This window comes from Psychrobacter sp. 2Y5, assembly GCF_051847375.1.
Lineage (GTDB): Bacteria > Pseudomonadota > Gammaproteobacteria > Pseudomonadales > Moraxellaceae > Psychrobacter.
Genome location: NZ_JBPYDA010000002.1, coordinates 309,649 through 332,513, shown reverse-complemented (window position 1 = coordinate 332,513; position 22,865 = coordinate 309,649). Strand labels below are relative to the sequence as shown.

The following is a 22,865-nucleotide window of genomic DNA, read 5'->3' as shown; positions in this document are numbered from 1 at the left end:
ATTAATTATGCTTTTTGATCGCATTATTAGTACTAGTATTGTCTGTGCTGTTAGGCGGTACGATATGCATAACGGTTAAATTATCTTTGACGAGATACTTTTGACTGACGGCCTTAATATCAGCTACAGAAACTTCATCGAGCTTAGCTGGTAGAGTGGCAAGTAGCCTATCGTCGAGACCAATCGTCTGTAGCGAGCCAATCATACGCGCTTGCCCTGCCATGCTGTCTTGCGCGTAGATGAGACCGGTCACGGTATTGGTTTTTGCCCGTGCAATCTCATCAGCCTTAATAGTTTCACTCATCAGCTTATCGATCTCATTGGTGATAGCTTGCTGAGCTTCCTCTAAGCTGACGCCTTCGCGCGGGGTCGCTTGAATAAGAAACAGACCATCGCCGCGATCAAACAAATCATAAGAAGTACCGACGCTAGTAAGTAGATTTTGCTCACGTATTAATCTGCTCTCAAGCCTGGCAGAGAGTCCGCCATCTAGCACGTCTTGCGCTAACGATAAAGCGTAAGCTTGGTTTTCATTACCTGAACCAACGGTCAGCAGACTAGGCACGTTATAGCCCATTAGTAATACTGGCACTTGTACCGCTTGTACTGAGTCGACTTGTTGATAGCCGCGAAAGCCTCGTTGCTGCACCGCCGGACGCTCAGGTAGCTGGCTTGCCTTAAGCTGGCCAAAGTAGCGTTTGACTTGTGACAACACCGCTTCGGGCTGCACGTCTCCTACGATGACTAACGTAGCATTATTAGGAGCATACCAAGCTTGGTACCAGTCTTTGAGTTCATCAAGCTTGATAGATTCAAGCTCAGCCATAGGACCAATCACTGACTCGCCTTTAGGGCTATCAGGTAAGGCGAGTAGACGAAATGACTCATAAGCTTTGGCTAGCGGATTATCGTCAGTGCGTTGGCGGCGCTCCTCCATGACTACTTGATGCTCTTTAGTAAACTCCTCTTCATTGAACAACAAATTTGTCATGCGATCTGCTTCAAGCTCTAATGCTAGCGGCAAACGATTGGCCGGAAATAGCTCGTAATAGCCAGTGTAATCGTAGCTAGTAAAGGCGTTGTTCGAGCCACCAAACTTAGCGATTAGGCGCTCATAGTCATCGCTTGAGACGTCAGCGGTGCCTTTGAACATCATATGCTCAAGCAAATGCGAGATACCGCCTTTATCCACCGGTTCATCTGCTGAGCCGACGCGGTACCAGATCTGGGTCATAGCGACAGGAGCGCGATGATCTTCTTTAATAATGACTTTAAGACCGTTATCTAATAGATACTCATGACGGCCTGAGAGATCCATTTGCAGATCAGAGGCGCTATTAGCCGTCTCGCTAGCCATAACTGATGGGGTAGCGGCTTGCCCTGATGAAGTTGCAGTCATTGTTGTAGACTGACAAGCGGCAAGCGTGGCTGACAAGCTCAAGGTAAAAACGGTACGCCATAATAAACGAGACGGTTTTGGTGAAAAGTTGTGACGCTTAGCAAGCATAGTATTCTCAAAGTTTAAAAACGATAAATAAGCTCTAACACAAAGATGCTAGTTAATTAAATAGACTTATGTCCACCAACCATCACGCTAGCGGTAGGTTTAAAGTCCTGCGTGGTGTTACAACCACTAGTCGCCAAAGCGAATACCGCGATAACTATAGCTAAACTACTGGTCACGACTGTCTTAGAAGCAGTAGTTTTCGGCTGAAGTTTTTTATTGCGTTTTTGAGTTGATAAAGTAGATGACATGAGCGTTCCTAATAATAAAAGCCTGAACATAAAGGCAATAAATAAATCAGAGACTAAGGATAGGCGAAACTTATTTAAACTGAGGTCAGAGTTTTGTGTCTAAACCTTAAGCTAAGCTTGCATAGCTCTTTATTGAATGAGGTTGCCGCTATTATCATATTTGCTATGACGTCTCATTAGACTCCATAAAGTCTATCTGTTTTTTATAAGCATAGATAACTACCATTAATGAGCCAGCGCCGAATTATGCTAAACTAAGATAAATACTTCTGACGTTTAGATGCTGCTAGTTATAACGTTTTTATAAAAATGCAATTCATTAAAAATTAAATAATACTTTGATCAATTTTAGGGCAAACTTATGAATAATGCTGACAATCCCAATCGTGTGGTTATCAATCTAGATGGTGATCTAGATAATTTAGATGACGATGATATTACCTTACCCAGTTTGCCGACGCAATCGGTAGCTATCGTTGATGAGGAACAGACCGAGAATACCTCTCCTAATGAGCCTATCAATGAGGATGTTGAGAGCGCTTCAGATAAAGCCACCAATGCTATTCAAGTGGGTAATATAGCCTTAGGTTCACCTATTTTGTCGCCTGAAGCCGACAGCGAATCGTCAAACCAGTCCGCCGAAGTAGCGGCTAGTGAAAAAGTAGCTAATAAAGACATAGCTCATAATGACTCACCTCACTCTGATGCCTCTAAGGTTGACGTTCCAAAAATGCCCTTGCAAGCGCAGTTAGGGAAGGCCGCAAATGCTAGAAAAGAGAGTACTCATTCAGAGCCAAGCGCCAGGCCCACAGCGCAAGACGATCTACAAACCACTGATTCTACTGAGCCTAAAGGTCGTCAAAAAGGCAGTTGGTTCAACCGGATGAAGTCAGGTCTGAGCAAGTCGCGAAAGAATCTAGCCGAGGGTATGGTTAGTATTCTTATCGGTGGCAAAGAGATTGACGATGAGCTGCTAGAGGAGGTAGAAGATCAGCTGCTTGTTGCGGATATTGGGGTAAATGCCACTAACCGTATTATCAAAAGCTTAACCGAGCAGACCGCTCGTGGCGATTTGATTTACGCGCATTCTCTCTATAAAGCCCTACAAAGCGAGCTGGTCGATATTTTAACGCCGAAAGTTGCGCCTTTGGTGATTGATACCAGCAAAAAACCCTTCGTGATCTTGGTCGTCGGGGTCAATGGGGTTGGTAAAACCACGACTATAGGTAAGCTTGCCAAACGTCTGCAAGGTGAAGGCAAATCAGTAATGCTCGCCGCTGGGGATACGTTTCGGGCGGCGGCGACTGAGCAGCTACAAATTTGGGGTGAGCGCAATAGCATTCCCGTTGTGGCGCAAGGCCATGGCTCTGATAGTGCCTCGGTTATCTTTGATGCGATGCAATCGGCTAAGGCAAAAAACATCGATGTACTGATTGCCGATACCGCTGGGCGCTTGCAAAACAAAACCCATCTGATGAGCGAGCTTGAAAAAGTAGTCAGGGTCATGCGTAAAGCGGATGAGACAGCACCGCACGAAGGCATGATCGTACTCGATGCCGGTACTGGTCAAAACGCGATCAATCAAGTCGAGTTATTTAATAAAGTAGTGCCGCTGACTGGCATTACGGTTACTAAGCTGGACGGTACTGCTAAGGGCGGGGTGGTCTTCAATATCGCCGAGACCACTGAGGTTCCTATTCGCTATATTGGTGTTGGCGAGTCTATTGATGACTTGCGTGCCTTTAGTCCTAAACAGTTCGTCGCAGCATTATTTGAGACGGATGATAAAGAGTAGAGGCTAGTGCTTAGGGTTTAAACATTAGTTTTTGAGAATAAGGAATAATGATGTTAGTCACCACGACCAAGTTACAAACTTATATGCTCGTTTTGATGGTCACTGAAAGTAATATCAGCTCAGCTGACAAAGATGAGCCCAGGCTTGTGCAAGTCAACTGGCTATCGCAAGATAAGTGGTGGACGGACTCAAAATCATTTACCAAGCTCAAAAAACACTATCAACTGGCAGATAGCGACTTTAAGTTTATTGAAAAAAATAGCCTAAGCATAGACGATCCTGCACAAGCACTGTTGATTAAGGCCATCAAACAAATCAATGAGTATGCGTTAGAAGAAAGACAAGATTTTGACTTACCACTTGATTTGACACTAGGAACTGAATTTCAGCAGCAAGTCTGGCAAGCGCTACAAAAGATCAAGCATGGCGAAACCATAAGCTATGCCACTTTAGCTCGCCGCATCGGTAACCCCAAAGCTTTTCGGGCAGTCGCCAATGCCAACGGTAACAATCCTTTTAGCCTTGTTATTCCTTGTCACCGAGTGATTGCTAGCGATGGTAAACTTGGCGGCTATACTGGTGGTCTAGATAAAAAAGAGTATCTGCTAGCACTTGAAGGCGTGAAATGTAAGTTTTAAAAATAAAGGCTAAACGTGTACCACGTTTAGCCTTTATAACGATTAGTGTTTAACTAAACTGATAGAGTCTCACCAAACTTAGTTATTCTGCTTCTAACTGCGCCATTACGTCATCTGAGATGTGCACATTGCTATACACTTCTTGCACGTCGTCGATGTCCTCCAGCATATCGATCATTTTCATCACTTTTTCGGCATCATCGATATTGTCAATCTCAGCACTGGTTGAGGGAGCCATAGTGACCTCAGCATTGTCAGAGACTAGGCCCGCTTGATTGAGCGCGTCTTTGACTTGACCGAAGTTTTCCCATTCGGTAATGACTATCAGCGACTCGCCATCATTCTCAACATCGAGCGCGCCAGCGTCAAGGGCGGCGAGCAGCACTTCATCCTCAAGGCTAACATCATCGAAGCGAATCTCGCCGCGTTTGGTAAAAAGATAAGCGACGGAACCGGTCGTTCCCAAATTACCATCAAACTTAGTAAAAGCATGACGGACTTCGCTGACCGTACGATTGAGATTATCCGTCATGGTTTCTACTAATACCGCTACGCCGCCGACACCGTAGCCTTCATAGCTGACTTCTTCCATGTTTTCGTTGTCGCCGCCGCCGGCGCCGCGATCGACAGCACGATTGATAGTGTCGCGGGTCATATTGACAGAAAGCGCTTTTTCGACAGCGGCGCGCAAACGTGGGTTCTTATCAGGATCGGCATCGCCTTGCTTGGCAGCTGAAACAATTTCACGGATGACTTTAGTAAATATTTTACCTTTTACCGCATCTTGACGGGCTTTTTTGTGTTTAATGTTGGACCATTTTGAATGACCTGCCATATTACATCCTTAAAGTTTACCTAAACGGCTGATGTCTAAGTGTGCGATTTGTATATTGTTAAAAGCTATTTTTTGCTACACTGTGACAACCTGACTGCGGGTTAGTACGCAAATTAGCCTTAGTGAATGAGCAGTATTATAAACCACTTATGGCTATTTTGACAAAACTCCCCTATGGCGACTGAGCCTATTTATCAGAATCACCTTCCTACTTAAGCCCTAAACTCTATGAAGCAACCAACCGCTGAAGCTATCACTCATATGCGTAATCGTATTCATGTCATCATCGAGGGCACCGATACGCGCTTGGGTAAGCTTTTTGATATCGTGTTACTGATTGCCATTTTGACCAGTGTAGCCGTGGTGATGTTAGATAGTGTGCTTTATATGCGTTTGCAATATGGCACTTTGTTTTTTTATGCTGAATGGTTTTTTACTATTTTATTTACCATTGAGTATTTGCTGCGTTTATTTTCAGCGCCTAACCGCTTTCGATACGTCTTTAGCTTTTTTGGTATCGTTGATTTACTATCGGTACTCCCAAGCTATTTAAGCTTACTGTTTGTGGGCGTGCAGTATCTGTTAGTAATCCGGATTTTGCGGATCTTACGCGTATTTCGGGTGCTCAAGCTCAAAGCTTATATGCAGCAAGCGGGCTTTTTGGCCTCAGCACTGAAAACCAGTCAGCAAAAGATTACCGTCTTCTTTTTATCTTTAGTACTGCTCGTGACCATTTTTGGTTCGGTGGTATACGTGGTGGAAGGTCCGGAAAACGGCTTTACTAGTATCCCACTCTCGATCTATTGGGCGGTAGTGACAGTAACGACTACTGGTTATGGTGATATGTCACCCAAAACGCCGATTGGGCAGGCGATTGCATCTATGGTGATGATTACCGGTTATGCAATTATTGCCGTACCTACGGGTATTTTTACCGCAGAGTTGGCGCGTAATATGCGTCCCCAGCTCAACCCCATTACTTGTCCGAACTGTGGTAAATTCGGCCATGCGGTAGGGGCTGAATACTGTGATCGTTGTGGTCACGCGTTACATGTCTAATCTGGTATCGGAGTGGTTGGTAGCAGGGTTATTGCCAAAGCCTACTGGTCTTGACTCTCAGTAAGCTGAGGCGATTTTGTCGCTGTTGACTCTGCTTTGGCTAGGTTAGCCGATCGGGATTCTGGTCCGGCGGCTTCTAGATACTCATCAACCAAAGGCGACAAATCAATCTCCACCCCAAGGTTAACTAAATTCCAGTACTGTCCCGACACCGTACGATCAAGCATCATCGTAGTCGCTGAGGGCTGGAACTGGCTAAAATACTTCAAAGAAGTACGCATTTGAGTGATCGCTTCGTGATGGACTTGACTATTAGCAAAGTCAAATGAGCCGTGTTGATAAGGGACAATAGATAAAGGTTTAAGACCGATAGCTAGCCACTGTTTATAAAACTCCCCTGGAATATCAGTATCATCGTTACGACGTATGCCTAGCGCAATAAGGTCTTGTTCAAGCGCGGTAACATCGCTGCGCACGGCATGCTGAGCAAAGCGGCGAAACAGCTGTACTTCATTGTCGCTATAACTACGGATACCGCCGAAATCATAAGCAATGACGCTGCCATCAGGGCGAAACGCAAAGTTGCCTGGATGCGGGTCACAGTGCATCCGGTATAAGCTAAAAAGCTGTCCAGCGCTAAAATGAAACAAACGCTCAGCGATTTTTTGTTTAATCTCGTTATCCCAAGTACTAGCCGTCGCTAAGCTCTCGCCCATCTCTTCAGTCAAAGTCAGAATACGCTTTGAGGAGTGACTGCCAATCACTTTGGGAATGATAAGCCCGGCATCGTTAGCATGAAACGCACCAAATACTCTTAGGTTGCCTGCTTCTTTAATATAATCAAGTTCGTCGTATAAGCTCTTACGAATCTCATCGAATAACTGATTTTGCAGCTCGCGACTCATATTGAGAACGCCAGCGATTTTTAGCGCCATACGCACCTGTTTTAGGTCGCTATCGCAGTTCTCATCGACATTCGGGTATTGGACTTTAACTACTACATTTTGACCGGAAGGCAAAGTCGCTTTGTGTACTTGACCGATAGAAGCGGCGGCAAAAGGCGTCTCTATAAAATCCGCAAATAGCTCATCGATAGGCGCTTTTAGTTCGCGCTCTACTTGCGAGCGTATCTGCGAGTAGGGCATAGGTGGCGCATCTTTTTGTAGCTTTTCAAGCGCCGCCGCGACTTCCGGCGGAAAAACATCTTTATATTGTGAGGCGATTTGACCCACTTTCATCACCGCACCTTTCATCTCGCCTAGCGTTTCAGCGATCTGAATACCGACATCTTGCATCAGCTCTGAGCGCGCTTGTAAGCGCTTTTCTTCGTCGCTAGATAAGTGCTTTAAAGAATTTTTAGCGGCTTTGCCTGCAATGCTCGCGGTCATACCTGCAAGCTTCATAAAGCGTTTTCCGGACGTTTTTGCCATTCATATCACCATCTATCGAGTGTTGAGTCATTACCTTTTTATTAAGGCGTTTTTATTTTAATCAAGCGACCTTAGTTATATTAACCACAAGAGTTTAGGCTTAAAGCTTTTTGCTTACTCCTTCAAGTTTGCTTGATATAAGTGTTCTAGCCAATACTCTAGCGCCATCTGATAGCCTAAATGCCCAAGCCCGCAGATGACACCAGTTGCGATATCGCTCAGATAAGAGTGCTGACGAAACGGCTCACGGCTATGAACATTGGATAAATGCACTTCGATAAAAGGCTTTTTAGTGGCGAGTAAGGCATCGCGGAGCGCCACTGAAGTATGAGTAAAGGCGCCAGGATTGATAATGATAGCATCGACTTGCGCTGCCATATCCGCTAATAAACCATAGTGCTGAATCTCATCGATTAATTGTCCTTCGTGATTGGACTGAATACAGATAAGCTCAATACGATGTTTTGCCGCTTGCGACTGTAGGCGAGACTCGATATCAGCCAAAGTGGTATGGCCGTATATCTCAGGCTCACGTTTGCCTAATAAGTTTAGATTGACGCCATTCACTACTAGTAGCTTATGGTTATAAGTAGATGCATTCATAATGGCCTCGGTAAATTAAAATAGACAATGATAATAAGTAAATATTACAGGATGAAAAATAGCAGCTACCGAAATCTTACTTGCTAGTAGCCAATTATAATAACAGTTTAGGTGATTATTCTAAAAATTTATTAAAAAAGTCTTCAACCCGCAAAAATCATGCTAAAAGTCTTTAAGTTACTAAAAACCCGTGCTATGATATTTTCAAGCAACATAGGTTACAAATTTATTACTGGTGAGTTCAATAGTAATTTTCGTCGCCTGCCTACCATTACTGCGTATCTTTATAGCTATCTGATACAAACTAATGGGTCTGTAATTCTAATATCATTATCTTAGTACCCGTTTATATGCAATGTTGCAAAGGAATTTGGGGCTAAGCGCACTGTTTAGGAAGTTTTATTATGTCAGCTCGTGAGCAAGGTATCGTTAAGTGGTTTAATGACTCAAAAGGGTTTGGTTTCATTCAACGTGATGGCGGCGAGGACATCTTTGTCCATTTCCGCGCGATTCAAGGTGATGGTTATCGTTCCTTGAAAGATGGTGAAAAAGTAGAGTTCAGTGTAGTTGAGGGTGAAAAAGGCCTACAAGCTGAAGAAGTTAGAAAACTAGAAGAGTAGTCGCTGCAGACGTTATGGCATTTTGTCATAATATTTGTAGCAACTACGCTATACTATCGAGTCAAACCTGTCTCATCTAGCCAGTATTGTATGTATTATCGTATACAGGTACAGGTAAAGATGAGCCACTAGGTTTGGCTTTTTTGTGTGTTATAGCTAGGATACTTGCTTTTGCTTTGCATTAACGCTAGCAAACGCTATCATTACTTTCAAAGTAATCGTAGTGTTGACTAGTATTGGCTGTAGGCGTTTTAATAAAAAGACGCTTCACCTATAAGGATGATTTTTTGAGTAATTTTACCACTTTTAAAGACTTACCATTATCGGCGCCGACCTTACGCGCGATTAAAGATTTAGGCTTTACCGAACTTACCGCTATTCAAGCGCAAATATTGCCTCATACTTTAGCGCATCAAGACGCTATCGGTCAGGCACAAACTGGTACTGGCAAGACGGCAACGTTTTTGATTACCATTATAGAAGCGCTGCTTAATCGACCTTTTGGTGATGATGAGGAGCGTTATCTTGGGGAGCCGCGGGCGGTTGTCATGGCCCCGACGCGAGAACTTGCGCAGCAGATATTTGATGACTGTGTTGAGCTGACCAAATACACTGACTTGCATAGCGTTTGTATCATGGGTGGTACTAGCTATGATGCTCAGCAGCACGAGCTTGAACGTAAGTATATCGATATATTAATTGCCACCCCCGGACGGCTGATTGATCTGATGCATAAAGGTATGGTTTATTTGGATCGGGTAGAGGTATTAGTGTTAGATGAAGCCGATCGTATGCTCGATATGGGCTTTATCCCTGATATCAAGCGACTAGTCGGCCGGATGCCGGCTAATAGCGATCGTCAAAGTTTATTATTTTCAGCGACTTTCAATCAAGACGTGATGAATCTAGCCTATCGCTGGCTACATGAGCCGCAGTTTGTAGAGATTGAGCCTGAGCACAAAACTAGCGAGCTGGTTGATCAGCATTTTTACCTCTTGACTGAAGAGCAAAAGCTGGCCGCTTTGCAGGGTATTATTGCAGATAACAGCGTTGATAAAGTGATAGTCTTTGCTAATCGTAAAGATCAAGTGAAGCGTCTATATCATAAGCTGCGTCAATCCCACAAAGTCGTCATGCTATCGGGTGATGTGATCCAACAAAAACGCGAGAAGTATTTGCAGCGCTTTAAAGACGGCCATGCCTCAATTTTGGTTGCGACTGATGTCGCAGGACGCGGCATCCATGTTGATGATATCAGTCATGTGGTCAACTATACTTTGCCCGATCAACCAGATGATTATGTGCATCGTATTGGCCGTACCGGACGCGCCGGACAAACGGGAATTAGCATCAGCTTTGTGAGTGAAGATGACGCATTTAATTTGCCCGCGTTAGAGAAGCACTTAGATACTAAGTTTAATCTTGAGCAGTGGCAACAGTAATAGGGCAAGCTTTGGGCTCTTAATCTAAAGCCTAAACTAAAAACCTTCTACAAGAATCGTTTGTAGAAGGTTTTTTTATATATTTAACAAGGGCTAAGTTTCAATGCTTAGCTTAATTCATTAGTTAATGCTTACTGGCTATCCATATTATGCATACTATGACCGCTATCACTCATATTTTGATGGCTATTGTTAAGGTTGGATATCATAGAACTAGAGCTCTCTTGAGTCATATGGGCGTCGCCATGAGTATCTCCATGACCGGTATGCATACTCGCCATAACTATAGGGACAAAAACGACGGCTAAGCCCGAGAGCACCATAATAGCGCCATTGAATTGGCGTAAACGCAAGCGGCCGATTTGACTACGTAGCCAGCTCACTGTCTCGTGAGTCGCAACCAACATCGGGATGGTGCCTAAACCAAATACGAACATTAAGGCGGCACCGCTAAGGGGGTCATGGGCGACGACAGCGATTAAGAGGGCACCATAGACTAAGCCGCAGGGTAAGTACCCCCACAATAGTCCCGCTGCCAAGGCGCGTGGATAAGTATTGAGCGGAAATACTTTTTGGCGTATTGGACTTAAAAATTGCCAAAAGCGCATACCAACGCGCTCAAGCTTGGTCAAAAATGGCAAGCCAAGCATAGTAGCGCCGACAAACACCAAAACTAGCCCCAATAAAATACGTGGCATGCTATTGCCCATCATTAAAGGGGCCAGTACGGTAGTACCAACCAGTCCGGCGACTAAACCTAATACTGCATAACTGGTCAGGCGCCCAACATGATAAGTAGCGATTAAGGCGCGGCGTTTGGCGGGGCTGACATCCTTCATCGATAGACTAAAAGCGGCGACCAAACCTCCACACATGCCTAAGCAGTGCGGAGAACCAAAAAAACCCATAAATAATGCCGCAACGAGTAAAGCTGTGGTCATAAAAAACCTCTCCTACCAAACAATAGCACTATTAGTCTTGAATCTAAGGATAAATGAAAATTAGAAATCAGGGTGCTGACTATCTTTGTTATTATTGATATTAGTATCAGCGGCATCAGATGGTTTATTCGTAACCTCTTCATGGGCTTGAATCACCTGACGACGCTCTTGACGATCTTCTAAGATAATACGCTGAGAGGCGTTATCTAAATCCTCGAATTGATTGGATTTGACCGCATAACGCACCGCCCAAATGGCGACGACAAATAGCATTAAACTCAAGGGAATCAATAAAAAGATACTGAGCATCATGAACCTCTAAGGGATAACTCTAAAAATATTTCTCAGCTGCTATTATACGCTTAATAACGCTTAATCAGTTGAACGCGTTAGGCTTATAATGCTGTTTTATGACTAGTTAAAAGTCTTTACTGCCTCGCCTCTAGGAGTCAATAGCTCCTCATTGCTCATCTCTTTAGCTTCACGGCAATTATTTTGCGGGCGAATGATATCGCGTAAGTAGGCTGCAATCTCATAGACTGCGCGCCGCGAATGGGTCAAGTTTTGCGCCGGCTCCATCCAGTCACGTCTAACCGGCAACGGAGCGTTGAGAGCGGTGCTATTGATACCATTTAGAGCAAACTGCCTGCGCGCACGCGGCATGTGATAACGATCAGTAATTAAATAAACGTGATGCAAAGGCACGCGTTTAGCGGTAAAACGCGCATTTTCGCAAGTATTCATACTGGCGTTTTCACTAATCAAACCGTCAATGCCGTGCTCAAGCAGCCACTGCCCAAGCCAAGGAGCCTCAGCGCCGCTAAGGACAATAGGTAAGGGCAGATCATGATAAGCTGTAGCCGCAGTTTGCGCCCGATTGAGACTATAGCCATTAAGGACAATCTGATTATTATTATCATTAGTTAACCCACCGCCTAGTACCACGTAAGCGGTTGGTGGCGAACTCATAGCCGATGAGGTCATAGCAGGGAGAGGCAGGCGCGTAAGCACATAGACAACAGCTTGCGAAAACAGGGGGGTAAATAAGCTAATAAGCACTAAAACAACAGCAGTTGAACCCACCAAAAAGGTGATATTAATAATACGAAATACTTTGACCATACGCTCAGCGGAACGTAGATAATAACGCCATAAACGTTTTGATAATGGTCGCTTAGTCGGCATATGCACTCTGTCCAATACTAGCGTTAGCATTGACCCAAATAGGTTCACGAGTTAAAGCCACCTTGAACTTATCATAGACTTGGCTGCTAATGAAATCTTGGGATTTTTCGACATCTATTTGCCGCGCTTGGTAGGGCTGCTGATTGGTCAAGACTAATGCTTGCTGCTGATGAGTGAGAATAGGCGCAATGCCGCCGCCCTTTAGCCCAGCATGCTCAATCAGCCAACCTGCAGCTACTTTGACCTGTTGCTCTGGCATCGGGTAGCCGACTATATTAGGATAGCGGCTTTGCAAATTGGCGAATTGATCATTATCAATGATAGGATTTTGAAAGAAACTGCCACAATTAGGCAGCTGCTTAGGATCGGGTATTTTTTGTTGACGAATATGGATAATGGCCTGCATCACATCGCTAGGCTCAGGCTTAGCTCGGTTTTGCTGCTCAGCAAAGCTTTGCGCGACTGCTTTGACATCACCATAATTGACGGATATTCGCGCCGCATCGGTGTGCAAACGTAAGCCAACCCGGCTAATGAGCCAAGTATTAGGCGCACGTTTAAATAGGCTATCACGGTAGCCAAATTGACAGTCATTAATCGATAAGTCATGCCAAGTTTGGCTGGGTAGATGGTAAGCTCGCACCGATAGCAAGCAGTCTTCTAATTGTACTCCATAAGCACCGATATTTTGGACGGGAGCGGCGCCAGTCAAACCTGGAATCAGCGCTAAATTTTCTAAACCATACCAGCCTTGAGCGACCGTGTAAGTCACTAACTCATGCCAGTTTTCACCAGCCATCACTTCAATGTCAATATATTCTGCTGTTTGTTTGCTTACCTTAATACCGCGCATAAAGGGACGCAGCACGATAGCATGGAGCTGTGAGGGGAGCAAAACGTTACTACCACCTGACAAGACAAATAAAGGTAGCGTATTAGATTGCTGATGATAATGAATCATAAACGCATCTAGCTGAGTTTCTTCAGTGATAACAACTGCTTTGTCCGCCATGCAAGCTAGTGCCATAGTATTAGCATGTGACAAATCATATAAATCGCATAAGTCATCTGCACTAACGTTTGGGCTATGGGGTAAAGCTGAAGCCATAAATAGTCCTATGCGAATAAAGTGGAATTATCTAAGAGTAAAGTTGAAAAAACTTATCAGCAAACCAAGCAACTGAGGGCAGAGTATTATAGAGGATAAGTCTCATCAAAGGAGCTAAAATAGTTCAGCAAAGAACAATTCAGTTAAAAATAGTTTTACTGGATTTTAATTATGACTGCAAAAACTAACAGTAAAATTTAGTCAACTTCTAAGCACCTTAATTGGTCTTCCAGCTCTCAATCCAAGCTTGCGTACTAGATTCAATACGTTCAATAACGTCCTCGAACGCTTCGCTTTCCCCTTGATAAGGATCAGGCACATCATCACCGCCATAAGTAGGATCTTCTTCACTAAATAAAGCCAATTTAGCTAAGGTCTCTACAGGCTCATCTATCCCATCCTTTATGGCCTGCAAGTCATCTAAATTTTTGGTGTCCATAGCCAAGATTAAATCAAACTCACGAAAGTCATCAGCAGTCACTTGGCGAGCGACTAATTTGCCAATATTATAGCCATTGAGTTTGGCATGACGCTGAGCACGCGCATCAGGAGCATGACCTATATGCCAATCGCCTGTTCCTGCTGAATCTATTTTCATCGTTAGACCGGCTATAGCGGCCTGTTGACGAAAAATCTCTTCAGCGGTAGGTGAGCGACAAATATTACCCAAACAAACCAAGAGTACAGATGAGGGTGCAGAGGCTTTAATCGGCATAAAGTAACCTTTTTTATCAGCATATTTACTATGTGTTGATTCTATAGCACACAAGCTATCTAAAGAAGAACAGCTGGCGTCTATTTTAAATATAAGATGAATTATTTAATATTCTTTGAAGGAGTAACGATCCGTCACACTGTCATAAAATAGCCACTAGCGTAACGATAAATGGTGACAAAGGCAAGGAGCGGAATGAGATAAAAGCTAGTGATAATAAGGGGTGTAGCGTTAGAGCTAAGTGAATACTGGCTTTATTAACACCAACTTTAGTCTTGTTTATCTTTAAAACGTTGTAACTCTCGGCGCTGCTTCTTATTAGGCTTATTATCAGGACGTGCTAGATTGGCCAGTTTACGCTGCTCAGCATAATAGGCGCGGCGCTCGGTACTTTCATCCGTCTCTGAATAGAGCACTTGCGCAGCAGAGGCGTTACCACGCTGGGCACTTAAGGCCTCAACGATCACAGTTTTTTCGGTCATTGCTGTCGCGGATCCTTGCCGAATCTGCAACTCGTCGCCAACGGCAATCTCTTTACTGGTCTTTACGCGGCTGCCAGCATAATGCACACGTCCGCTCTCAATCGCTTCTTTGGCGAGCGTGCGTGTACGATAAAACCGTGCCGCCCACAGCCATTTATCGATCCGCATGCGCGCTGTACCTGGCTGGCTATGACCTGGTTGATTATGGTTTTTATTGTGTTTACTCATCAAAACCTCATAGATATCAATAAACTATGATCATAAATGGTGATTTTTTTATAAATTAAAAGAGTGCTAGGCCTCTTTTAAAAACCGCTATTTCAAAAACAGCTGATAAGCGACATTATCGTTAAGCATAGTACAGTCATAGCCGATATCTAATAACGCATCTTGTAGTTGACGCGAGTTACTTGTCGAAGCCTGCAAGCCTACTAGTACGCGACCTTCAGCCGCGCCATGATTGCGATAATGGAACAAGGTGATATTAAAATCATCGCCAAGCTTTTCCAAAAAGCTTAGCAGCGCGCCAGGACGCTCGGGAAATACCACTTTTAATAGCTGCTCGTTTTCGACATGAGCATGGCCACCAATGAGATGGCGGATGTGCGATTTGGCGATGTCGTCGTCGGTGAGGTCATGGGCAGTATAACCATCGTCTGCCAGTTGTTTGCTGATGGTGTGTCGCTCTTTTTCGCCTTCTTTTAGAGCAATACCGACGAAGATTGAGGCAGGCTCCATCGAGTCTGGTGATTTTTGACTATCGGCGCGGTAGTTAAACTCGGTAATGTTACGTCCGTGCAAGCTGCGGCAGAAGTTTAAAAAAGCGCCCGTTTGCTCAGGAATCGTCACGCCAAAGATCGCTTCTTTTTTCTCGCCGATTTCGGTACGCTCAGCGATGTAACGCAAGCGGTCAAAGTTCATGTTGGCACCGCAGATGATGCCGACGCAGTTTTTGCCTTGCAAATCATGCGCTTTGATGTATTTTTTCATACCAGCTACTGATAAGGCGCCGGCGGGTTCAACGATACTACGGTTTTCTTCAAACACATCTTTAACCGCTGCGCAGACTTCATCGTTAGTACAAGTCACCACTTCTGGCTCGACGATAGGCCCGGAGCCATCGCTTTTTTGCGTACGCACCACATCAAAAGGCAGCTCACCGATTTGCGCCACCGCCACCCCATCGACAAACAGACCGACTTGCTCAAGCTTAACGCGCTCATTCGCTTCTAAAGCAGCTTTGAGTGATGCTGATTGCTCAGCTTCTACGGCGATGACTTTGACGTGCGGCGCGACTTCGCCTAAAAATGCGGCCACCCCTGAGACTAAGCCGCCGCCGCCAACCGCTACAAACACATAATCCATGTTGCGCCACTGCTGCGTGAGCTCAAGCCCGATGGTGCCTTGACCGGCAATGACCAGCTCATCGTCATATGGGGGGATAAAGGTCAAGCCTTCGGTCTCAGCGCGGTTAATCGCGTAGCGGTTGGCTTCATCGAAACTGTCGCCATGCAGATCGACATTGCCGCCTAAGGCGCGTACGGCCGCAACTTTGATGTCGGGTGTGGTCGTTGGCATGACGATGATGTTATTAAGCATGAGCTTGCGTGCAGAATAAGCCACGCCTTGCGCATGGTTGCCTGCTGAGGCACAAATGACGCCGCGTGCTTTTTGCTCATCAGACAGCTGACTGATACGATTGTAAGCGCCGCGCAATTTAAAGGATTTAACCGGCTGCAGGTCTTCGCGTTTAAAGCGAATGTCATTAGCAAAACGTTGGGTCAGCTTGGGAGCAGCTTCTAGTGGCGTTTGAATAGCAACGTCATAGACGGTGGCTTGCAAGATGGCGCGTACCCAATGTGATAGCATAATAATTCCTAAAAGAGAGTTAAAAAAGCAAATGGAGGCAAAAAATTTAAATAGATTAGCCTATGCTGATTTTGCCTATCTTGCAAGACACAATTGCAGTTTTTATAGCAGTTTTACTGCCTTGATGATTTTTAAGTAAAAAACAGCCTTCTTATAGGGTCGTGAATTTAAACCTATTGAATTATTTTTATATGTCTGTATTATTGGACATATGGAAATAAATAACGCTATCGCAAGCTTTGCGGCACTGTCTCAAGACACGCGTCTCAAGGCCTTTAAACTACTGGTCAGTCAAGAGCCTGACGGCCTACCTGCAGGTGAAATAGCCCGTCAGCTATGTGTGCCGCATAACACCATGTCCGCGCATTTAGCCGTGCTGGCACGAGCAGGGTGGGTGGTGTCAAAACGCCAAAGTCGGCAAATTATCTATCGCGCGTCGTTGTCGCATATGGAGGCGGTCGTGCAGTTTTTGTTGCAAGACTGCTGTGCGGGACATCCAGAGCTGTGTGCCTCGCTGCTGGATAGTTTAAGCGGCTGTGAGACTGCCAAATCTAATAAACAAGACAGTCTGTAAAGCACGCCCTAATAACTAGATTCAAAAAATAGGTGAAATCGCTATGAAACCATTAATTTTTCATAATCCAAACTGCGGTACCTCTCGCAATACGCTTGCCATTATAAAGGCATCAGGTGAACAGCCAGAAGTGGTGGAGTATCTAAAAAATCCGCCGAGCCGTGATGAGTTGGTCGAGCTATTGGCAAAGATGAATATCTCGCCAAGAGAGTTACTACGTAGCAAAGAAACCATCAATGATGAGCTGGGCTTAGATAATCCTGAGTTATCTGATGATCAAATTATCGATGCGATGATGGCCCATCCTATCTTAATCAACCGTCCTATCGTGGTCACGGATAAGGGTGCAGCATTATGCCGACCATCAGAGCGGGTGTTTGAATTGTTAGAAAATCCAGTGAGCAGCTTTACAAAAGAGGACGGCGAGACGATTTATCATGACAAAAGCGAATAAAAATCAGCCTCACGCAGAGGGTTCGTTAAAGCTAGACGACCTGCCCAATATTGATGCCAGTCAATTACAACCGATCGATATTGAGTCGCTGGTTGCGCCAACTGACCCACGTCATCCGCCTAAGATACTAGTGCTATACGGGTCATTACGTGAGCGCTCGTTTTCCAGGCTGGCGGCTGAGGAAGCAAGTCGGCTGCTGCGGTGGTATGGCTGCGAGGTGCGGATGTTTAATCCATCGGGTCTACCGCTGCCAGATGATGCTGATATCGATCATCCAAAGGTACAAGAGCTGCGCGAGTTGGCGCAGTGGTCAGAAGGCATGCTGTGGGTGAGTCCAGAGCGTCACGGTAGTATGACTAGCATTATGAAAGCACAAATCGATTGGATACCACTCGCACTGGGCGGCGTACGACCAACTCAGGGTAAAACCTTAGCGGTGATGCAAGTGAGCGGTGGCAGTCAAAGCTTTAATACCGTCAATCAGCTGCGCATTCTGGGGCGCTGGATGCGTATGATTACTATCCCCAATCAATCGTCTATCCCTAAGGCCTTTTTAGAATTCAATGATGACAATCGCATGGATATGTCGCCTTTATATCTGCGCCTTGTCGATGTCTGTGAAGAGCTGGTAAAGTTTACATGGCTGACTCGTGGACGCTCAGCTTATCTGACTGATAGATACTCTGAACGGGTAGAAAGTGCCGAAGCAGTGTCGCAACGTGTCAATCAAAAGTCGCTGTAATATCTCCTAGTTATAATCAACACGCTGTAAATAAGGTTGCTCCATGCTCGCATTAACTATCTTTATCGTGACTTTGGTTTTGGTGATATGGCAGCCTAAAGGCTTGGGTATTGGTTGGAGCGCGCTGGGTGGGGCTTTAATCGCCTTAGCTTTTGGCGTGGTGCAGTTATCCGATGTCGGTATTGTATGGGACATCGTTTGGAATGCGACCTTTACTTTTGTAGCGCTAATTATCATCTCGCTTATCTTGGATATAGCGGGGTTTTTTGGTTGGGCGGCGCTACATGTGGCCAGACTTGGCAATGGGCAGGGACGGTTGTTGTTTCCCATGATTGTGATATTGGGCGCGTTTATCTCGGCGTTTTTTGCCAATGATGGCGCTGCATTACTTCTGACACCGATTGTCATCGCTATCTTGCTACGGCTTAAGTTTTCACCGCCATCGGCGTTGGCTTTTATCATCGCCACGGGCTTTATTGCTGATACCGCCAGCCTGCCGTTAGTGACTTCTAATCTGGTCAATATCGTCAGCGCTAATTATTTTGATATTGGCTTTGGACGTTATGCGGCGGTCATGGTGCCGGTCAATATTGTCTCTGTCATCGCGACATTAGCAGTGCTGTGGGTGGTCTATGCCCGCCAAATCCCAACACACTATTCTATTGCCAATCTGAGCGCACCAGAGTCTGCTATCGAAGATCCGTTGGTGTTTAAAGCCGCTTTTCCGCTACTTGCCTTATTATTGGTTGCTTATTTTGCCACCGAGTCATTAGGTGTGCCTATTTCCCTCGTTACTGGAGCAGCGGCATTGGTATTAATGGCAATCGCAGGCCGCTGGTGGCAAGGCGGGCGAGATGCGGTTGTTTCGGTGCCTGATGTTGTACGTAACGCGCCTTGGCAAATTGTCTTGTTTTCTGTGGGTATGTATTTGGTGGTGTATGGCTTGGGTAATGCAGGGCTAACGGCTTATGGTGCCCAAATACTCAATTGGCTAGGGCAGCAAGGCAATATCATCGCCACAGTAGGCACGGGATTTCTTTCAGCGATTGTAGCTTCTATCATGAATAATATGCCATCTACCTTGGTAGGTGCATTGGCTATTGATAGCGCGCAAGTACCGGCTGCCACTCGCGAGCTGATGATTTATGCCAATGTGATTGGCAATGATTTGGGACCGAAGTTTACGCCCATTGGTAGCCTTGCGACCTTATTATGGCTACATGTCTTAGCAGAGAAGGACTATAAAATCAGCTGGGGGCAATATATGAAAATCGGCCTGCTCATTACGCCGCCAGTATTACTAGCCACGCTGTTGGCTTTGGTGTTTTGGTTACCTCATGTCTCTGGGTTTTAAAAGGCATTTATATTAGTTATCAATTCCGGGTGGAATACCTCATTATTAGAATTGGTTTTACGCTGACATATATCAAGGTCATCGGTTATAATAGCCGCGCATTTTACCTTTTTTAGCCTTTAATTTTTTCAAGACGGTACGTTTGTTCTGCCAAGGATTTATGATGAGTGATCAGCAAGCACAAAAGCAAGCCGCAGCCAACGCTGCTCTAAGTTATATCGAAGATGACATGATACTTGGCGTAGGGACGGGCAGTACGGTGAACTGCCTGATTGAGCTGCTGCCGACGGTCAAGCTTGCTGGCGCGGTTGCAAGCTCACAAGTAACAGAAGACAAATTGCGCACTTTGGGTATCGAGATTATCGATCTAAACTTTGCAGGCCAGCTTGATGTCTATATCGATGGTGCTGATGAAGTTAATGCGCATCTGCAACTTATCAAAGGCGGCGGCGGAGCACTGACGCGTGAAAAAATCGTCGCTGCAGCGTCTAATAAGTTCGTCTGTATGGTGGATGCCAGCAAGACGGTCGAGATACTAGGCCGGTCGTTTCCTGTACCGATTGAAGTCTTGCCGCAAGCGCGCTCATATGTCGCTCGTCAGCTAGCGCAAATGGGCGGTGAGCCAGTCTACCGTGAGGACTTTGTCACTGATTATGGCAATGTCATTCTCGACACTTATGACTTAGATGTCAGCAACCCTATTGCACTTGAAAAAGAGCTCAATAATATCGTTGGGGTCGTGTGTAATGGCATCTTTGCGGCGAATCAAGCTGATGTTTTATTAAAAGCCAGTAGTAGTGGTGTTGAAACGATAACGCGTTAATAGGCGTCATTGTTTATCGTTAAACGTTTGAAGCTTGGAACTAAAAAAAGGCAGATTACTATAAGTAATCTGCCTTTTTGCTATCTGTTTTAAAAAACATTTGCTCTCAAACGAATCGGTTATCGATCAGTTAAACCGATAATTTAATCTTATCTTTGAGCAAAAACTCCATCAGTGCTTTTTGCGCATGTAAGCGGTTTTCCGCTTCGTCCCAGACCACTGAGCGCGGATCATCGAGCATGTCGTGTGATATCTCTTCGCCGCGATGGGCCGGCAAGCAGTGCATAAACACTACTTCTGGATCAGCTTTATCTAATAAAGAAGGCGTGACTTGATAGGGTGCAAAACGACGGGCGCGCGTGTTTTGCTCAGACTCTTGCCCCATACTGGCCCACACGTCGGTGACGATAAGGTGCGAGTCTTTTGCTGCATCTTGTACATCCTCGACTAAGCTGACGCAATGCGAGAAGCGCTCCATAAGCTTAGGATCAGGTTCAAAGCCATATGGCGCGGCCACGCGTAGCTCAAAGCCAAATTGATTGGCCGCTTGCATGTAGGAGGCGCACATATTGTTGCCATCGCCAACCCAAGTGACGGTCTTGTTTTCAATACTGCCGCGATGCTCATAAAAGGTTTGCATATCAGCGAGTAGCTGACAAGGATGAAAGTCGTCAGTCAAAGCGTTAATAATAGGCACGCTAGAGTATTTAGCAAAAGTTTCGACCTTTTCGTGACCAAAGGTGCGAATCATTATGATATCGACCATACTCGATATGACGCGGGCTGAATCTTCTAAAGGTTCGCCGCGACCTAATTGCGTATCATTCGGCGATAAAAAAATCGCACTGCCGCCAAACTGACCCATACCGGTCTCAAACGAGATGCGCGTACGGGTAGAGGACTTCTCAAATATCATGCCAAGCGTTCGGCCAACAAAGGGTTGATAAATCTCGCCCGCGTGTTGCATTTTACGTAGCTCGCTGGCTCGTTTAATCAGGGTTTCTAGTTCTTGTTTGCTTAAATCAGATAAAGTTAGAAAATGGCGCAAGCTCATAGCAGTCCTAGCAGTCGATCACGGTCAATTAAATAATGGGCTATCAGCCGTTGTTGGTAGTCGTGCCTCAGGACACTGACCGCGGTGATAACAAACTTTTAGTATAGCGTAATTACTTTTAATGTAAATGCCCAATTTTTGCGGATTGAGCATAATAAGATGAGGCTCAAAAACTAGAAAGGTTGGAGCGCTTGGATACGCTCAGGTCGTGCGCTCAAGCGGCAGAGAAGCTCATAGCCGATAGTTCCTGCTTGGGCAGCGACTTCATCAACATGAGGGCTACTGCCCCAAAGAATCACTTTGCTATCTAAAGCAATATCGTTAGGGACGCTACTGACATCAATGACTATCATATCCATCGCCACGCGTCCGCGCACCGGGCAGAGATAGCTTTTATAGTCTTGATAGCTCTGATAGCCTTGTTCAGAGCCAACTGACTTATCTTTAACAAGTACACAAACGTGCGTTTCGTTATTTACCACGCGAGGATAGCCATCACCATAACCTATGCTGACAAGTGCCGTTCTAGTGGGTTTATCTGCAATCCAGCGACTGCCATAACCGATAGCCTCACCTGTATTTACGGTAGATAGCGCCATAATTCGGGCGCTAAATTCCATCGCCGGTTGCAACTCTAACTCAAATGCTGACTTATCAATGACTGGCGAGCTACCATAAAGCATAATACCTGGACGCACCCAATCATAATGATGATCTGGAAAATTAACGAGTCCTGCTGAGTTACAAAGCGAGCCTTGGATGTCTTCACTAACTGTATTTTTTAATAGCGCTAGCATCTTATCAAAGCGTTGAATTTGCAGGTCATTCAAAGGATGCTCGCGGTCATCAGCATTGGCAAAATGCGTGGTTAAAATAAGCTGATAACCGGCTTGATGTAGCTGTTTTGCCGCTGTAATCGTCTGCTGATCATCAAAACCTAAGCGGTTCATACCGGTGTTATATTTGAGCCAAACGTTGCGAGTTGCGCTATCAGGGCTAGGTACATTAGCAAGCGCCCAATCAAGCTGCGGCTGATGATGAATCACGCAGCTACAACCAGAGTCGATGGCTTGCCGCCACTCATCAGCGCTGAATACCCCTTCGACTAGACCAATGCTTTTGTCCCAGCCCAACTGACGCGCCTCAAATGCCTCGGTAAAGCTTGCGACCCCAATACCATCCGCTTGCTGCAAGGCCGGTAATACCATAGCGACGCCGTGACCATAAGCATTGGCCTTGACCATTGCTAGTACTTTTGACTTAGGCGCTAGGCGTTTAGCCTGCATCAGGTTATGAGTGAGGGCTTGAGGATCAATAGTGACGGTGGCGGTACGCATAATAGGTTTCTTTCTGGCAAAATTTTTGGGAAATATTTAGGGTATAAGGA

24 protein-coding genes are annotated in these 22,865 nt (G+C 45.4%); 10 read left to right on the top strand and 14 right to left on the bottom strand.

The window, feature by feature from the left end:
• Position 1 precedes the first annotated feature (1 nt).
• Together ACS8E3_RS03265 and ACS8E3_RS03260 are read right to left on the bottom strand one after the other, a co-directional pair.
• Positions 2-1,507, bottom strand: a complete 1,506-nt coding sequence (locus ACS8E3_RS03265; protein ID WP_439241177.1) for a M16 family metallopeptidase — start codon at positions 1,505-1,507, stop codon at positions 2-4.
• A 56-nt stretch (positions 1,508-1,563) separates the two neighbouring features.
• Positions 1,564-1,755 carry a hypothetical protein gene (locus tag ACS8E3_RS03260; protein ID WP_439241175.1) on the bottom strand — a complete coding sequence of 64 codons (192 nt, stop codon included), beginning with the start codon at positions 1,753-1,755 and terminating at the stop codon, positions 1,564-1,566.
• An 883-nt stretch (positions 1,756-2,638) separates the two neighbouring features.
• Here ACS8E3_RS03260 and ftsY point away from each other — a divergent pair.
• Together ftsY and ACS8E3_RS03250 are read left to right on the top strand one after the other, a co-directional pair.
• Positions 2,639-3,550 (top strand): signal recognition particle-docking protein FtsY, encoded by a 912-nt coding sequence (ftsY, locus tag ACS8E3_RS03255; protein WP_439241347.1) that lies wholly within the window; start codon positions 2,639-2,641, stop codon positions 3,548-3,550.
• Positions 3,551-3,600: 50 nt separating this feature from the next.
• Positions 3,601-4,188: a methylated-DNA--[protein]-cysteine S-methyltransferase gene (locus ACS8E3_RS03250; RefSeq protein ID WP_439241173.1), complete on the top strand. Its 588-nt coding sequence runs from the start codon at positions 3,601-3,603 to the stop codon at positions 4,186-4,188.
• Between the two features lie 82 nt (positions 4,189-4,270).
• Here the strand turns inward: ACS8E3_RS03250 and ACS8E3_RS03245 are convergent, their stop codons facing one another.
• Positions 4,271-5,023: a YebC/PmpR family DNA-binding transcriptional regulator gene (locus ACS8E3_RS03245; RefSeq protein WP_439241171.1), complete on the bottom strand. Its 753-nt coding sequence runs from the start codon at positions 5,021-5,023 to the stop codon at positions 4,271-4,273.
• Between the two features lie 228 nt (positions 5,024-5,251).
• On the opposite strand from ACS8E3_RS03245, the gene ACS8E3_RS03240 reads away from it, so the two are divergent.
• Complete coding sequence (locus ACS8E3_RS03240; protein WP_439241169.1) at positions 5,252-6,082, top strand: ion transporter; 831 nt, start codon at positions 5,252-5,254, stop codon at positions 6,080-6,082.
• Between the two features lie 41 nt (positions 6,083-6,123).
• Here the strand turns inward: ACS8E3_RS03240 and ACS8E3_RS03235 are convergent, their stop codons facing one another.
• Positions 6,124-7,512: an ABC1 kinase family protein gene (locus ACS8E3_RS03235; RefSeq protein WP_439241167.1), complete on the bottom strand. Its 1,389-nt coding sequence runs from the start codon at positions 7,510-7,512 to the stop codon at positions 6,124-6,126.
• Between the two features lie 114 nt (positions 7,513-7,626).
• Positions 7,627-8,115 carry a type II 3-dehydroquinate dehydratase gene (aroQ, locus tag ACS8E3_RS03230; RefSeq protein WP_439241165.1) on the bottom strand — a complete coding sequence of 163 codons (489 nt, stop codon included), beginning with the start codon at positions 8,113-8,115 and terminating at the stop codon, positions 7,627-7,629.
• 404 nt (positions 8,116-8,519) lie between these two features.
• Between aroQ and ACS8E3_RS03225 the strand changes: the two genes are divergently transcribed.
• Positions 8,520-8,735 (top strand): cold-shock protein, encoded by a 216-nt coding sequence (locus ACS8E3_RS03225; RefSeq protein WP_025646588.1) that lies wholly within the window; start codon positions 8,520-8,522, stop codon positions 8,733-8,735.
• Between the two features lie 287 nt (positions 8,736-9,022).
• Positions 9,023-10,177, top strand: coding sequence for a DEAD/DEAH box helicase (locus ACS8E3_RS03220; protein WP_439241163.1), 1,155 nt, complete (start codon positions 9,023-9,025; stop codon positions 10,175-10,177).
• Positions 10,178-10,308: 131 nt separating this feature from the next.
• Here ACS8E3_RS03220 and ACS8E3_RS03215 read toward each other — a convergent pair whose 3' ends face one another.
• The 7 genes from ACS8E3_RS03215 to ilvA form a co-directional block, all read right to left on the bottom strand.
• Positions 10,309-11,118, bottom strand: a complete 810-nt coding sequence (locus tag ACS8E3_RS03215; RefSeq protein ID WP_439241161.1) for a sulfite exporter TauE/SafE family protein — start codon at positions 11,116-11,118, stop codon at positions 10,309-10,311.
• Positions 11,119-11,178: 60 nt separating this feature from the next.
• Positions 11,179-11,427, bottom strand: a complete 249-nt coding sequence (ccoS, locus tag ACS8E3_RS03210) for a cbb3-type cytochrome oxidase assembly protein CcoS (protein WP_439241345.1) — start codon at positions 11,425-11,427, stop codon at positions 11,179-11,181.
• 105 nt (positions 11,428-11,532) lie between these two features.
• Positions 11,533-12,303, bottom strand: a complete 771-nt coding sequence (locus tag ACS8E3_RS03205; protein ID WP_439241159.1) for a YdcF family protein — start codon at positions 12,301-12,303, stop codon at positions 11,533-11,535.
• Complete coding sequence (gene murB / locus ACS8E3_RS03200) at positions 12,293-13,411, bottom strand: UDP-N-acetylmuramate dehydrogenase (protein ID WP_439241157.1); 1,119 nt, start codon at positions 13,409-13,411, stop codon at positions 12,293-12,295. The genes ACS8E3_RS03205 and murB overlap by 11 nt, the downstream gene beginning before the upstream one ends.
• Before the next feature lie 217 nt (positions 13,412-13,628).
• A complete protein-coding gene (locus ACS8E3_RS03195) occupies positions 13,629-14,126 on the bottom strand; it encodes a low molecular weight protein-tyrosine-phosphatase (protein WP_439241155.1) in 498 nt (165 codons plus the stop codon).
• Between the two features lie 269 nt (positions 14,127-14,395).
• Positions 14,396-14,836, bottom strand: coding sequence for an RNA-binding S4 domain-containing protein (locus ACS8E3_RS03190; RefSeq protein WP_439241153.1), 441 nt, complete (start codon positions 14,834-14,836; stop codon positions 14,396-14,398).
• A gap of 87 nt (positions 14,837-14,923) precedes the next feature.
• On the bottom strand, positions 14,924-16,477 hold the full coding sequence (ilvA, locus tag ACS8E3_RS03185; protein WP_439241151.1) for a threonine ammonia-lyase, biosynthetic: 1,554 nt from the start codon (positions 16,475-16,477) through the stop codon (positions 14,924-14,926).
• A 211-nt stretch (positions 16,478-16,688) separates the two neighbouring features.
• Here ilvA and ACS8E3_RS03180 point away from each other — a divergent pair, with 211 nt between their 5' ends.
• The 5 genes from ACS8E3_RS03180 to rpiA all read left to right on the top strand — a co-directional run bounded on the left by ACS8E3_RS03180 (position 16,689) and on the right by rpiA (position 20,424).
• Positions 16,689-17,051 (top strand): ArsR/SmtB family transcription factor, encoded by a 363-nt coding sequence (locus tag ACS8E3_RS03180; RefSeq protein WP_439241149.1) that lies wholly within the window; start codon positions 16,689-16,691, stop codon positions 17,049-17,051.
• 43 nt (positions 17,052-17,094) lie between these two features.
• Positions 17,095-17,505, top strand: coding sequence for an arsenate reductase (glutaredoxin) (arsC, locus tag ACS8E3_RS03175; protein ID WP_439241147.1), 411 nt, complete (start codon positions 17,095-17,097; stop codon positions 17,503-17,505).
• A complete protein-coding gene (gene arsH, locus ACS8E3_RS03170) occupies positions 17,489-18,247 on the top strand; it encodes an arsenical resistance protein ArsH (protein ID WP_439241145.1) in 759 nt (252 codons plus the stop codon). The genes arsC and arsH overlap by 17 nt, the downstream gene beginning before the upstream one ends.
• Before the next feature lie 43 nt (positions 18,248-18,290).
• Positions 18,291-19,601: an arsenic transporter gene (locus ACS8E3_RS03165; protein WP_439241143.1), complete on the top strand. Its 1,311-nt coding sequence runs from the start codon at positions 18,291-18,293 to the stop codon at positions 19,599-19,601.
• 163 nt (positions 19,602-19,764) lie between these two features.
• Complete coding sequence (gene rpiA, locus ACS8E3_RS03160; protein WP_439241141.1) at positions 19,765-20,424, top strand: ribose-5-phosphate isomerase RpiA; 660 nt, start codon at positions 19,765-19,767, stop codon at positions 20,422-20,424.
• Positions 20,425-20,554: 130 nt separating this feature from the next.
• On the opposite strand, the gene argF is transcribed toward rpiA, so the two are convergent.
• Together argF and alr are read right to left on the bottom strand one after the other, a co-directional pair.
• Positions 20,555-21,478: an ornithine carbamoyltransferase gene (argF, locus tag ACS8E3_RS03155; RefSeq protein WP_439241139.1), complete on the bottom strand. Its 924-nt coding sequence runs from the start codon at positions 21,476-21,478 to the stop codon at positions 20,555-20,557.
• Between the two features lie 173 nt (positions 21,479-21,651).
• Positions 21,652-22,815 carry an alanine racemase gene (gene alr, locus ACS8E3_RS03150; RefSeq protein ID WP_439241137.1) on the bottom strand — a complete coding sequence of 388 codons (1,164 nt, stop codon included), beginning with the start codon at positions 22,813-22,815 and terminating at the stop codon, positions 21,652-21,654.
• Positions 22,816-22,865: the final 50 nt, after the last annotated feature.

Coding starts and splice junctions, on each gene's coding strand:
- ACS8E3_RS03265 (WP_439241177.1), bottom strand. CDS start 1,507: ATGCTTGCTAAGCGTCACAACTTTTCACCAAAACCGTCTCGTTTATTA.
- ACS8E3_RS03260 (WP_439241175.1), bottom strand. CDS start 1,755: ATGTCATCTACTTTATCAACTCAAAAACGCAATAAAAAACTTCAGCCG.
- ftsY (WP_439241347.1), top strand. CDS start 2,639: ATGAAGTCAGGTCTGAGCAAGTCGCGAAAGAATCTAGCCGAGGGTATG.
- ACS8E3_RS03250 (WP_439241173.1), top strand. CDS start 3,601: ATGTTAGTCACCACGACCAAGTTACAAACTTATATGCTCGTTTTGATG.
- ACS8E3_RS03245 (WP_439241171.1), bottom strand. CDS start 5,023: ATGGCAGGTCATTCAAAATGGTCCAACATTAAACACAAAAAAGCCCGT.
- ACS8E3_RS03240 (WP_439241169.1), top strand. CDS start 5,252: ATGAAGCAACCAACCGCTGAAGCTATCACTCATATGCGTAATCGTATT.
- ACS8E3_RS03235 (WP_439241167.1), bottom strand. CDS start 7,512: ATGGCAAAAACGTCCGGAAAACGCTTTATGAAGCTTGCAGGTATGACC.
- aroQ (WP_439241165.1), bottom strand. CDS start 8,115: ATGAATGCATCTACTTATAACCATAAGCTACTAGTAGTGAATGGCGTC.
- ACS8E3_RS03225 (WP_025646588.1), top strand. CDS start 8,520: ATGTCAGCTCGTGAGCAAGGTATCGTTAAGTGGTTTAATGACTCAAAA.
- ACS8E3_RS03215 (WP_439241161.1), bottom strand. CDS start 11,118: ATGACCACAGCTTTACTCGTTGCGGCATTATTTATGGGTTTTTTTGGT.
- ccoS (WP_439241345.1), bottom strand. CDS start 11,427: ATGCTCAGTATCTTTTTATTGATTCCCTTGAGTTTAATGCTATTTGTC.
- ACS8E3_RS03205 (WP_439241159.1), bottom strand. CDS start 12,303: ATGCCGACTAAGCGACCATTATCAAAACGTTTATGGCGTTATTATCTA.
- murB (WP_439241157.1), bottom strand. CDS start 13,411: ATGGCTTCAGCTTTACCCCATAGCCCAAACGTTAGTGCAGATGACTTA.
- ACS8E3_RS03195 (WP_439241155.1), bottom strand. CDS start 14,126: ATGCCGATTAAAGCCTCTGCACCCTCATCTGTACTCTTGGTTTGTTTG.
- ACS8E3_RS03190 (WP_439241153.1), bottom strand. CDS start 14,836: ATGAGTAAACACAATAAAAACCATAATCAACCAGGTCATAGCCAGCCA.
- ilvA (WP_439241151.1), bottom strand. CDS start 16,477: ATGCTATCACATTGGGTACGCGCCATCTTGCAAGCCACCGTCTATGAC.
- ACS8E3_RS03180 (WP_439241149.1), top strand. CDS start 16,689: ATGGAAATAAATAACGCTATCGCAAGCTTTGCGGCACTGTCTCAAGAC.
- arsC (WP_439241147.1), top strand. CDS start 17,095: ATGAAACCATTAATTTTTCATAATCCAAACTGCGGTACCTCTCGCAAT.
- arsH (WP_439241145.1), top strand. CDS start 17,489: ATGACAAAAGCGAATAAAAATCAGCCTCACGCAGAGGGTTCGTTAAAG.
- ACS8E3_RS03165 (WP_439241143.1), top strand. CDS start 18,291: ATGCTCGCATTAACTATCTTTATCGTGACTTTGGTTTTGGTGATATGG.
- rpiA (WP_439241141.1), top strand. CDS start 19,765: ATGAGTGATCAGCAAGCACAAAAGCAAGCCGCAGCCAACGCTGCTCTA.
- argF (WP_439241139.1), bottom strand. CDS start 21,478: ATGAGCTTGCGCCATTTTCTAACTTTATCTGATTTAAGCAAACAAGAA.
- alr (WP_439241137.1), bottom strand. CDS start 22,815: ATGCGTACCGCCACCGTCACTATTGATCCTCAAGCCCTCACTCATAAC.